Annotated in this window: 10 protein-coding genes; 1 reads left to right on the top strand and 9 read right to left on the bottom strand. The window is 34.8% G+C overall.

What is annotated here, in order from left to right:
- Positions 1-486 precede the first annotated feature (486 nt).
- Positions 487-1,686 (top strand): IS110 family RNA-guided transposase, encoded by a 1,200-nt coding sequence (locus CNQ82_RS00380; protein ID WP_123143576.1) that lies wholly within the window; start codon positions 487-489, stop codon positions 1,684-1,686.
- A 273-nt stretch (positions 1,687-1,959) separates the two neighbouring features.
- Here the strand turns inward: CNQ82_RS00380 and CNQ82_RS00385 are convergent, their stop codons facing one another.
- The 9 genes from CNQ82_RS00385 to lip all read right to left on the bottom strand — a co-directional run bounded on the left by CNQ82_RS00385 (position 1,960) and on the right by lip (position 12,295).
- Complete coding sequence (locus CNQ82_RS00385; RefSeq protein ID WP_095106959.1) at positions 1,960-2,733, bottom strand: TatD family hydrolase; 774 nt, start codon at positions 2,731-2,733, stop codon at positions 1,960-1,962.
- A 173-nt stretch (positions 2,734-2,906) separates the two neighbouring features.
- Complete coding sequence (metG, locus tag CNQ82_RS00390; protein ID WP_123143577.1) at positions 2,907-4,910, bottom strand: methionine--tRNA ligase; 2,004 nt, start codon at positions 4,908-4,910, stop codon at positions 2,907-2,909.
- Between the two features lie 253 nt (positions 4,911-5,163).
- Positions 5,164-5,841 carry a hypothetical protein gene (locus CNQ82_RS00395; protein WP_123143578.1) on the bottom strand — a complete coding sequence of 226 codons (678 nt, stop codon included), beginning with the start codon at positions 5,839-5,841 and terminating at the stop codon, positions 5,164-5,166.
- 9 nt (positions 5,842-5,850) lie between these two features.
- Positions 5,851-6,642 carry an ATP-binding cassette domain-containing protein gene (locus tag CNQ82_RS00400; protein ID WP_123143579.1) on the bottom strand — a complete coding sequence of 264 codons (792 nt, stop codon included), beginning with the start codon at positions 6,640-6,642 and terminating at the stop codon, positions 5,851-5,853.
- A gap of 223 nt (positions 6,643-6,865) precedes the next feature.
- On the bottom strand, positions 6,866-7,237 hold the full coding sequence (locus CNQ82_RS00405) for a hypothetical protein (protein ID WP_123143580.1): 372 nt from the start codon (positions 7,235-7,237) through the stop codon (positions 6,866-6,868).
- A 24-nt stretch (positions 7,238-7,261) separates the two neighbouring features.
- Complete coding sequence (locus CNQ82_RS00410; protein WP_123143581.1) at positions 7,262-7,861, bottom strand: DUF5080 family protein; 600 nt, start codon at positions 7,859-7,861, stop codon at positions 7,262-7,264.
- A 154-nt stretch (positions 7,862-8,015) separates the two neighbouring features.
- On the bottom strand, positions 8,016-8,804 hold the full coding sequence (locus CNQ82_RS00415) for a DUF5079 family protein (RefSeq protein ID WP_123143582.1): 789 nt from the start codon (positions 8,802-8,804) through the stop codon (positions 8,016-8,018).
- Between the two features lie 15 nt (positions 8,805-8,819).
- A complete protein-coding gene (locus CNQ82_RS00420) occupies positions 8,820-9,044 on the bottom strand; it encodes a hypothetical protein (RefSeq protein ID WP_164711913.1) in 225 nt (74 codons plus the stop codon).
- Positions 9,045-10,123: 1,079 nt separating this feature from the next.
- Positions 10,124-12,295, bottom strand: coding sequence for a YSIRK-targeted triacylglycerol lipase (lip, locus tag CNQ82_RS00425; protein ID WP_123143584.1), 2,172 nt, complete (start codon positions 12,293-12,295; stop codon positions 10,124-10,126).
- Positions 12,296-12,391 lie beyond the last annotated feature (96 nt).

A 12,391-nucleotide genomic window follows, 5' to 3' on the forward strand; every position in this document is an offset into this window, starting at 1 on the left:
TTGCTTTGACTCTTGCAATGAATACTGCTATATTTAAATTAAACAAGGGACAACATGGTCTCAACATGTCATCCCTCTAGGCCCGTTAAAAAGACGGTGGCGATTGTTATTTTTGTCTATAACCATTCAACCAAAGTTGGATGGTTATTTTTTATGATACTTAATCCTTGCGGTGTTCGCTAATAAGGATTAAACCTATAATCGTTAATATGACCATAAGCACGCATCAAAAACATACTAAGATTAGCTATGAAGCATTCCATGACGATGGATTTCTTCATAGCTATTTTTTTATAGTTAGAGAGAGAAGTAGACTGTGCAGCCTCTTGGGTTTTAAATCCGTATTAAAAACGAGTCAGCTTTACTCTCACCTTTTGAAATTCGTTTGTAGTATGTTGGGTTCTTGAAACCGTGTATAGGAAAGAGAAATGAAAAAGGTTAAGTAAAGTTTTCAACTTCTCAAAATTAACATAGGAGGTTTTATCTATTAATTATTTAGGCGTTGATATCAGTAAAAACACCAGTGTGGTGGCACATTACCAAAATGACAAATTCCAAAAGGAATTTACCATTCAAAACAATGAAAACGGTTATAATTTTCTTTTAAAGTATCTGAACCAGATGGATAGTCTGCAAATTGTATTCGAATCAACGGGAATTTATTCAAGAAGCATGAAAAAATTTTGTCGTCTGCATCAATTCGACTATTTTGAGTTGAATCCTTTAGAAGCCAAGTTCAAAACCAGTTCTTTAAGATCGTGGAAAACCGATAAATCCGATGCGCATAAACTCGCTCGAATGGTTCATGATTTACCAGCAACTGAGAGTCCGCAGGCATACGAAGAAATATATTTTGAGTTGCGAGAACGTGTACGCTTTCATCTTCAAATCGAAAGCCAGCAAAACAAGCTCAAAACTGGAATTATCGAGCAGCTGCACCAGACATTTCCTGGTTTGGAAAAACTGTTCAGTAACCGTTATTCAATGATTGCACTTAATATCGCTGAATTGTTTACTCACCCGGATATAGTAGTCGAATTAGACAAAGAGCGCCTTGTAGAAGAAATATTTAATTCTACAGACAAAGCCATGTCCAGAGATAAAGCAGAAAAGCATGCGGTTCAATTAATAAATATTGCTCATGAAAGCTTTCCCAATGTCGACAGACATTCTTTTCTAGTTGAAAAAGCCCGTATATTAATAAAGGATTTAAAATCATCCATGCAAAAACTCAAGGAATTGGCTAAAGCTATGATCGAATTAGCTAAACAAATGGATTGTTTTGAAAGTATTTATTCAATACCTGGTATCGGTGAACTGACAGCGGCTATGATTGTCGGTGAGTTAGGAGATATTACACGGTTTTACTCGCATAAACAAATCAATGCTTTTGTAGGTATTGATGTCAAAAGATATCAATCAGGCAATACCCATTGCAGAGATACAATAAATAAACGAGGAAATAAAAAAGCAAGACAAATTTTCTATTCTATTATCATGAATATTTTAAAGGGAAAGCGCCATTACGATAATCATGTTGCAGATTATTATTATAAATTAAAAGAGCAGCCTTATGGTAAATCTCACAAGACTGCCGTAGTAGCTTGTATAAACAAGCTGTTAAAAACAATTCACTATTTAGTGAATAATCATAAATTATACGACTATCAAATGGCTCCACATTAGCCACTCGTATAATCATATATAGTTTAACACCTTATTCAAAAAAATAAAATTGAACGGTTTAGTTCAGTAATGCATTCTTTAAATATAAACACTTGACTAATCGTAGGAAAGAGGCTGGGACATAATAATGTCTCAGCCATTCTCTTTAAACTGGCAGTAGCTATCTGAATAGAAAATGCGCTTGTTCCAAGCTTTTTTCTATTCTAGTTAGCTTTGCCGGGGCAGAACGACGAAATAATTTTAACCAATGTTATTTCTGTTCTGCTCCCTTCTTTATTTTTCCAAATTAAACAAGCGTTCAGCGTTTTCTGTCGTTTGCTTAGCAACTTCTTCATAGCTGATACCGCGCAACTCTGCAATTTGTTCTGCAACCAGCGTAACACGCATCGGTTCATTACGTTTGCCGCGATAAGGATGTGGTGACAAGTAAGGTGCATCAGTTTCCACTAACAAGCGATCTAACGGCACGTGTTTCGCCACTTCTTTCGGTTGTTTCGCATTCTTGAAAGTAACAGGGCCGCCTAGTGAAATGTAGAAACCAAGCTTGTTGATGACAACATCCGCGATTTCAGGCGAACCGCTGAAACTATGCATAATACCGCCCACTTCTTCAGCATGTTCCTCCATCAAGATGTCCACACAATCTTGCGTCGCTTCACGGTTATGAATCACAATCGGCAAGTTGACACGTTTCGCCAATGCAATCTGCTTACGAAAGACTTCTTTTTGAACATCTTTAGGTGATTTATCCCAGTGATAATCCAAGCCCATTTCGCCAATACCGATAACTTTCGGATGCTTAGCCAAGTCTTCAATCCACTGTTCACGTTCCTCAGTATAATCAATCGCATCGACAGGATGCCAACCAATAATCGCATACAAGAAATCATATTGATCCACCAATTCCATTGCACGCTCAATCGTAGGCGTATCAAAGCCTACCACAAACATGCGGTCGACCCCCGCTTCACGCGCACGGTCAATCACTTCTTGCAAATCCTCATCATATTGTTCGTCGTTTAAATGTACATGTGTATCAATTAACATCGAAATAACTCCTTTCAATTCTCCTTTGAAAAAATTCCGGGAAAGGCGTTTGCCTCCATAAGAGTGCCACACTTCTTACTTACCCGTTTTCCAAGGAACAGATGACATAACAAGACGGCGACGTTTACAGCTGTTGCTGCAGCGCCGCCTCTAATTTATTTAAAGTGTTCTGTTTATTTAATCACTGCACCGTTCGGAATTGCATTCGGCAAGCTGACTAAAGTTAAGACGCCATCTTTTTCAGCAGACAGAATCATACCTTCTGACTTGCGTCCCATTAACTTAGCAGGTTTCAAGTTAGTGACCACTGCTACTTTCTTACCGATAATATCGTCTGGTTCGTAGAATTTAGCGATACCAGAAACGATTTGACGTTGTTCTTCGCCTAAATCGACTTGAATTTTCAAGAGTTTATCGGATTTCTTCACATTTTCAGCATCTGTAATCGTAGCTGCTTTAATTTCAACTTTATCAAAGTCTTTAATCGTAATTTGTGCTTTAGCTGGTGTTGCTTCTTTTTCTTCTTCAGCAGATTCTGCCGGTGCTTCCGCTTTCGGAGCTGAGCCTTGCATAGAATCTTTAATGAATGCTACTTCTTTCTCTGTATCTAAACGAGGGAAAATTGGTTGCGGCTTTTCAGTCACGGAAATCGGTGCTGTAAGTGCGCCGTATTGATTTAAGCTGTCGAATTCAAAGAGTTCTAGGCTATTAATGTTCAATTGCTCAAAGATTTGGCGTGGCGCATGAGTAATGAACGGACGTAACAATACTGTTGCGAAGCGGATATTTTCCACTAAGTGTGCCATCACATTACCAAGCATGGCTCTTTGACTGTCATCTTTAGCGAGTACCCAAGGTGTGGTTTCATCAATATATTTATTAGTACGGCTGATGAATTTCCAGACGGTTGAAAGCGCCACTGAGAACTGCAAGTTTTCCATATTTTCATGGTATTCTTTAACAGTATCTAAAGCGAATTGTTCCATTTCAGCATCTAATTCGTGTTTAGGGCCTTCGTATGCCGGCAATTCACCATCGAAGTATTTATTAATCATCGCAATCGTACGATTCACTAGGTTGCCTAAGTCATTGGCAAGGTCAAAGTTAGTACGGTCTACGAAAGCTTCTGGTGTGAAGACGCCGTCAGAACCGAATGGCAACTCACGCATTAAGTAGTAACGTGTAGCATCTAAGCCATAACGGTCAATCAACACGTTAGGATCTACAACGTTGCCTTTAGATTTACTCATTTTACCGTCTTTCATTAAAATCCAACCGTGTGCAAAGACACGTTTTGGAAGCGGCAAGTCTAATGCCATTAACAAAATCGGCCATACGATAGAGTGGAAACGTACGATTTCTTTCGCCATCAAGTGTAAATCTGCTGGCCAATATTTTTTGAACAGACTATCATCTTCAGATAAATAACCTAAGGCAGAAATATAGTTTACTAAGGCATCAATCCATACATAAACCACGTGTTTAGGATTTGAAGGCACTTGTACGCCCCAATCAAATGTTGTACGAGACACTGCCAAGTCTGTTAAACCAGGTTTGATAAAGTTATTAATCATTTCATTTTTACGAGAAGGAGGTTGAATGAACTCAGGATTCTCATCATAGAATGCTAATAAGCGATCTGCATATTTAGAAATATTGAAGAAGTAACTTTCTTCTTTAACAAGCTCTACTTCATGACCGGAATCAGGACTTTTACCGCCGATAATCTTACCGTTATCGTCATAAACCGGTTCATCTAATTGAGATTCTGTATAGTAAGTTTCGTCTGGTACTGAGTACCAACCTTCATATTCGCCAAGATAAATATCGCCTTGTTCCAGCAAACGTTCGAATACTTTAGCCACAACTTCTTCGTGACGTTTTTCAGTTGTTCTGATGAAATCATCATTTGATATTTCTAATTTTTCCCATAATGATTTGATACCTGAAATCATTTCATCCAGATACTCTAATTCGCTTACGCCTGCTTTATGCGCTTTTTCTTGAATTTTTTGACCATGTTCATCTGTACCTGTCAAATAACGTACATCATAGCCCTGCATGCGTTTGTAGCGCGCAATTACGTCGCCTGCTACAGTTGAATAAGCATGTCCAATGTGTAATTTACCACTCGGGTAATAAATAGGTGTTGTGATATAAAATGTATCTTTCGCCATTCCTTGCTCCTCCTTGTATCTTACTTATTTAATATATCTAAATTTCGTCCTTATTTCAATGCAGAGACCGCTTCCACCTTAGTACTTTAAGTATCTAAGTGACATTTGTCTCGCTCAATCTATGCTTTATTAATTTGAAAAAAATAAGCTGTATTTGTATCTCACATTATTAAGTCATACAGTTTAATTGTAACAATTCTAGAGAGTGGTGCATATGAAAAGGAATAGAATCTTGCGGAAAACCGAAATGATTCTATTCCTCTGAATGTTGGAAAAAATAAACAAGTATTAAAAAAATCATAAAACTATAAAAACATATCTTAACTACGCTGAATAAAAGCTGCGCAGCAGATCCTTCTAAATCAGGAAGAGATGGTAAAATCCACAATATATACCTTGTGAATGGATATAAATTTATAAATACTGGTTTTAATATTGTAAGTACAATTAGAAGAAATGCCATAAGATATAAATATTTAAGGCGCTTAATTTTAGGTACAAGGGCAAAACTTCCAATTAATGTCCCTAAAATCATAGTGCTTATATGTGCATATAAGCCAAGTAACACTTCATTAAGTGAAGCAGCGGGAATAAACTTATTGAATATTAATGGATAAATAAGAGCAATGAATATTAAAGGCAAATTGAGTGCTATAGTAAAAATTAATTTACCGATTACGTATATAGATGCGCGTTTCAGTTGTATAAGTACAATATACTTTTCGTTCAAAAGCTCACTTTTACTATTTTGTATTCCTAACCATACAGCTATCACAAACAGCCCTATACTTGTGAGGGTGTAACTAGATAATGATTCTGCACCACTATAGCTATAAACGAATACGATGAATAGTAAATAGAAGAAATAAGGTATTAAAAATTGTGGTTTGTGCTTAGCTTTATATCGTTGATATTTTAAGAATGCAAGCATGTTTCCACCTCACTTCACTTCAATAATAGTTGAATTTTGCTGTATAAGATAAAACAATATTTTATTAAGATGTGCTGCTTCTATTTGGATAGAGTATCGGTTGTCATAAAGAGTGATCAGCACCCCTTCTTTAAATGTCGGAATAGTTTGCGACTCAAAGATAATTGTTTTATATAAAGGGTTACCGATATCTTGATATTCTTTGTGTTGCGTTTCTATATTATAAGTTTGAAGCATTTGATTAAACGTCACATCTGCCTCATGATTTGTTAAAATAATCGTTTTAGTTTCAGCAAGTTCACTTAACTTATTTGCTAAATAAGATTTTGTATTTTTGTCTAATCCTGAAAACGGCTCGTCGAATATTAGTACATCACAAGGTTTTACCAATGCTTGAAGAATATTAATCTTTTGACGAGTTCCTTTCGAACAATCCTTTACCTTATATAGAAGATAAGGTTTCAAACCTAAATATTGTATTTGCAAAGCCATTTCTTTTAACGTTATTGATTTTTTATTCATCAAATATATAGTATCAATATATTCTTGTACAGTAAGTGAAAGTTCTTCTGGTAAATAATCAGGTGCAAAGCTTAGTGAAGAAATATTTGCTATTCGCGTTCCTAAGGTTGGTTGATAAAGACCCGCAATAAGTTTTAGCAGCACACTTTTCCCAGAACCATTTGAACCAGTGATAATCATAATTGAGCGAAGCGGAATATCCAAGTTGATGTCCTGAAAAATCCATTGCTTTCCAAATCGTTTGCTTACGTTTTTTAATTTTATTGCAAATCTAGACATTATCAGCACTCCTCATTTATTTCTATGTACTTGAAGATGAGCAAGCTATAAATCAATGTACAATTGACTTCTTTCTTTATTTTAAATGATGCATATTATTGTTATTTTGCTCTGTTGCTTGTTAATATTTGTCTTAATCTTTAATTATTCGAATTGCTATATAGAAACAGGACACACATATCTGCTCGTGGAGTAAACATGTGTGTCCGTTCATATGCAACAGTTAATTTACTCGTTTATGCATTCCGTGTTTATCTCTTTTATAATGAAGTTCATGTTTATGACCTTTCAATTCATACTTAACTTCTACATAATCGACATCTTCATTTCCAGAGAAAGGTGTTGTGGCCATGCTGCCGACAAGTTTAGGAGGCAGTTCTACGTCTTCTTTGAAGTGAAGCGGCACGGTCAATTTTTTATCTTTCTTTTCATAAACAACCTGTTTATGATCGATTTCAAATATTTTCACATCTTCTAACTTTCTATCAGCTTTATGCAAATCATTTTTTACCGAACCAGGAAGACGATCTCCTTTCGTACAACCCATTACACTAACCATCAATAAACATAAACTCATCAAACTTATCTTTTTCATAGATTACTCCTTATATTTAAGTTCTTAAATAATGATTGAAAAAAAGATTAACAAAATCAGCGTTCCTAAAGGTCTGAGAGTGATAAACGAAAATCTTCGTCGTCTAATTACTAATATAATATCTATAATGAAATAAATAATAATCATTAAAGAAAGGATCAGTCCTATTGTAAATAAACCACCTGCTAAATCTTCTTTTAAAATAGACGTTAACTTTAATTTAATCGCAACCATACATATTACTGAGATAATTCCTGAAATAACTCCTTTATATTTCTCAGAAGCTAAGTTGATTTGCATACTTTCAATTTCTTCATATTTTTCTTTTGTTAAAGAATGGTTGGGATTAGGTTCCATACTTTCAATTTTCACTTGATACGGACGTGTCCAAAACGACTTAATAGCCAACCATCCGTATACAACAAAGCCTAGAGTGAGCACAAATATGTAATTTTGTAATGAACTAAAACTAGGATTCACAAAGAAGAATGTAATCAAAAAGATTACTGCAGATATACCATAGGCGATCCACTGCAATAACTTGATACCTTCTGCGTACATTACCGAGGTAATATACACGACATAATACAAACCAGCCATTAAAAATAACAATAAATACGTCATTTACTCGCTCCTATATTTCTAAACTTACCTTTATATCAACTCAACTCATCACCTTAAGGATGATTAGTATGTCTAGTTTCATTCGTTAGTTATTCCTCGATTATATAATATTAATATAAACACATGTTACTCTTACTTATAACGAAATCAATTATTAATCATAATCTATTTGTATATTATACGCTTTTTCATAATCTAATTTTGCATTCACATATTCCCAAAAAATTATAATCATAACAGCGTTCGAAATTAATATGCAAAAATTAGTTACGTTTATTATGAAATTGTTATCTTCCGCATTTGGTATTGTTAAAAACTCTATTATTTTTTGAATGTACACACACCATGAAATAATTTGGGTGGATATAATCCAAATAAATTTTTGATTATTTCTATCGCTTCTTGTTTTACCTTTGTAGCAATCTGGATGTCTAAATAATAACAGTATACTGGAGACATTCGCTATATAACTTATTAACATAAAAGTTATACCTATAATCCAGTAATCAAATAATTTATAGCCATTTAATTCTCCTATAATGAAAAATAAATTATATATAACAAAACTAGTGTTATAATAAGCACATATACTAACGCCTGTTGAAATTTTTAAATGTTTCAAAAAAGTTGGATAGTTATCAGGTTTTTTCTTCAAGAATATAGGTATAAATCCTAATAATATAATAATAATTTCAACAATTGAAGAGACCACTAAATAATTAGGTGTATCTCTAAAATCTTTTCCAAGGAAAAAAGGAATACAACTAAACAATAGCATCCCTAAATTTAATCCGCTTAAAACTTGAGGTGCTGGTGTTCTTAGTTTTCTATATATATCTTCGCTCATATAATCACCTTCCATTGAAAATAGACTGCCTAAATTTTTACGGAAATCACTTGCCAATACCTCTCTTATTGAATTCTTAACTATTCCTTTCACCATATTTTTAGTAGTTTTTCATCTATCAGAGTTTCTCAAAAAACTTACCACTTTATTTGCTTTATCTTTAGAAATATCAGTAGTTGATTTTCCATTAAATATTTTAGTCTCTGCAGTCATTCCTATAACTAATCTTGTTGTTACTCTAACCCAGACGCACAAATACCATCCAATTAATGTTCCTAGATTCGTACTAGTACCTGCGGAACCCGCCATATCTCCTAAATCTACAGCTGGTCCCACTAATTTTTTTCATTGTTTTCTCAGTAGTAAAATTATTATCTACTGCAAAAGCCGCTCCAACAGGTGCGGACAGTTTACTATCACGTTTCAGTTCTTTCACTATTTCTCTATTTTTAAAAATTATGTATATGTTAACTAATATTAAAAATTATATGTACATAAATTTCACTATACACTTATTAAGTGGTAGTTATTGTACTCCGTACTTCATTTTTCTATATTAAGTTTTAGAAAATACCATTTAAGATTTATTTGTTAGTAAGCGTTTTCTAATTTATAATATAAAACTTTACATGTTTTGCATAGTTCTTTTACTATTTTTTTACAATCTAATTTTTTATCTTACTCTTTATATCTTAAAATTTTCGAAAAGTAATCTCTTAATAATGGAAACAAATAAATTAATATTATTTTTTTTACTACTCTTTTTAAATTCATTATTTATAAATAACATATCCCTGTTGAACCGCTTGAAGATGCTAAATGAGCTCATTAAATATCGAATTTAAAATAAGTAATAATGATTAATATAAATAAAATCAAAGTAATCTATCATAATTACAACAAAAATCCGGACTATACATAAACTATACTATTCAATAAAACCTTACTTTCCTGAAAATAATTATGCTCAACACAAAGTATAGTTGTTATAGCTTCACTAAAGAAGCCATCAACAAAGCATAAAATTCTGGATATCAAAATAAATTCTTTTGGATTAGTAGAAAATCTATGAAATAAAAAGATTATTATGAAGGTTTTTATACTTTGATTACTGATTAATATAACAATGTCCAAAGATTAATTTATAATCAATGTAAATTTAAAAATACTGCTAACTTTTTCTCTTGTAATAAAAACTATAATATAAAACCTGTCTATGTCTAAAGAAAACTAAGTAAATATATTAGATACAGACAAAGAATAAAATTAAATTAAGCAACTTCTAATTTTACTAAAGCTTTAAAATAGGCCCCACATTACAAAGATTCTTCCTATAAAAAACACTCCTAAAGCTCAACTTTTCAGGTTCAACTTTAGGAATATAGTTTATCCATCAGGATACGATGCGCTTTATTTTAAACTTCCGCTTCTTCCACTTTCATCATATTATTAATCAGACCTGCATAAAACTGCTGCAGTTCAATGCCTGTATGTTTGAAATCTAAAGCATCTAATCCTACGAAATCTAAGTGATCCCAACCTTTCATAACTGGTGTCACTTGCCAAATCCCTTTTTTCAAACCATCAGTAAAGTCTGTAAATGCTTGTCCTGTCGGATAGAGCGATGACACTACAGACACAATACCATCATTAGGACGTACTGTCTTATTCGGCTCGCTGCCGATAATTCGACTCGTGGTATCAAACAGGAAGAATTGTCCAACATCAGGTACATAATTACCTATAAGACCTTCATGGCTTGCTAATCCAGTATAAGTGGTATAAGTAATATTCGGATTTAATGGCGTATTTTTATTCAGTTCTTCAGAACCTTTGGAAGTTAAATCATACATTGCATTATCGTCCGTTTTCCATAATGCGCTCTCTGAGACACGCTTCATATAATCAATATAAGATTCATTCGCGCCTTGTTTGAAGCCCCATTTTTCAAAACCAAAATCAATATTCGCAAGTTTACCGCCACCCATACGTCCAAGTGCATATACGATATCTTTGAAAGCCTGTTGATTGCCGACACGATCTGCTGCAGCTGAACCGTTATGCGGTGTGCCTAGAGTGGAAATTGAAGAAATCATATTATCTTGGCCGCCTTCAAATAGCGGTGAAATATTACCGCCATGCACACGTTGATATTCAATTTCATCTTGATTGCCGAAGCGTAAGAAGTGTTCCATTAAACGAATTGTCTGACCACCCATGCTATGTCCGACTAAATGTACTTTCTGACCTGGCTGCCACTCTTTAAACACACCTTCATAAGTACGGCCATAACGTGCATGTCCATATTTCTCAGCATGTGCCGCTCCATAATCCACAGTGCCGCCTTTAATATAATAATAAAGTTCTACAGCACGATCATAGTTGCTGCTGAAAGCACCGACACTAGCTTCATAAGCTTTATATCCTTTTTCTCTCAATCCATCAACTACACGATATTTGTCGCCACCCCAGTAATTAGGGTATAAATCAGGTTTGATGTCACCTACAAATCCCATGAAGCCATGCACAAATATAACTGGATATTTATTAACCGCTTGGGCTTGTTCAGCTTTTGTTCCACTTACAGCAGATGGAGTTGCAGAGGATTGTTGTTGCGTACGGTTATTTGTATTTGCCGCCTGAGGTGTTGATAACTTCGGTGATTTCTTCTCATTAGGTTGTTTTGTTTCTGTAGGGACTCCCGGCGCGGAAGTTGTAGTTACATGCGGCTTTGTCTGAGGTGTTTCCTTAACAGGAGTCTGTTCCTTATCAACCGCTTCCTTCTTTTTATCAGTCACTGAAACCGAAGAGATATTGTCGGATGAATCGGTTGTTGTCTGAGGTAATATTTCTTTAATAGGTGGTGTTTGGGCAGGCACTTTATTCGCTTGCGTTGATTCATTATTATTTTTTTCTATAGATGGAGCAACTGTACTTTCTTGGTTTTTCGATTCTTTTAAAGCAGCATGTTCAACATTTTGGGTTTTATCCTCTGTAGCCACCGCCTCTTCTCGTGCTCCAGCCTTTTCAACTGGTTTACTTTTTTCAGAGATTTGATTTTGTGCTGGAGTTTCAGCTGCTGGCGAAACTTGGCTTTGCTGTGTAGTTTGGTTCGTTACCCTTTCAGTGGAAGCCGCTTCTTGCTTCTTATCGTTCTGTTGTGTTGCTGGCTGTAATTCATTTTGTGGTTGTTCATCAGTAGATTTTTCCATTGTTCCAGATGACCTGTGATCTTCTTTAAACGATTTCGGGGCAGGATTTATCTTAGGTGCTGGCGCCTCCGCAGTAGAAGTAGAAGCAGGTTCTGGTACCTTTGTCGCAACCTCCTCTTGCGCATTTAACTGAGTTGACGCTTGTTGGTTTGCAGAAGATTGATTATTGTGTGTCGACGATGTAGGCTGCAGCTCAACTTCAGTCTGTGCATGTGGTTGAGACGTCACTCTCTCTCCCATCTCTGCATTTTGCTCTGCCGCATTTGCGCTATTTCCTGCCGTTAAGAAAGCCACTGTCGCTACAAGTGCAGACGCAGCACCCACTGTATATTTACGAATTGCATATCTGTTTCTTGTACTATTATTTCTCTTCATTTTAGATGTCTCCTATCTTCGGTGTCTCTCACTAAAGAAAAATAATTAACGCTATCCCGTTTATTTCAAGAAAAAAACTGCGTATCTATAAAATAG

This window comes from Staphylococcus debuckii, from assembly GCF_003718735.1.
Classification (GTDB): domain Bacteria; phylum Bacillota; class Bacilli; order Staphylococcales; family Staphylococcaceae; genus Staphylococcus; species Staphylococcus debuckii.

Coding starts and splice junctions, on each gene's coding strand:
- CNQ82_RS00410 (WP_123143581.1), bottom strand. CDS start 7,861: ATGACGTATTTATTGTTATTTTTAATGGCTGGTTTGTATTATGTCGTG.
- CNQ82_RS00400 (WP_123143579.1), bottom strand. CDS start 6,642: ATGTCTAGATTTGCAATAAAATTAAAAAACGTAAGCAAACGATTTGGA.
- metG (WP_123143577.1), bottom strand. CDS start 4,910: ATGGCGAAAGATACATTTTATATCACAACACCTATTTATTACCCGAGT.
- CNQ82_RS00415 (WP_123143582.1), bottom strand. CDS start 8,804: ATGGTGAAAGGAATAGTTAAGAATTCAATAAGAGAGGTATTGGCAAGT.
- CNQ82_RS00405 (WP_123143580.1), bottom strand. CDS start 7,237: ATGAAAAAGATAAGTTTGATGAGTTTATGTTTATTGATGGTTAGTGTA.
- lip (WP_123143584.1), bottom strand. CDS start 12,295: ATGAAGAGAAATAATAGTACAAGAAACAGATATGCAATTCGTAAATAT.
- CNQ82_RS00395 (WP_123143578.1), bottom strand. CDS start 5,841: ATGCTTGCATTCTTAAAATATCAACGATATAAAGCTAAGCACAAACCA.
- CNQ82_RS00385 (WP_095106959.1), bottom strand. CDS start 2,733: ATGTTAATTGATACACATGTACATTTAAACGACGAACAATATGATGAG.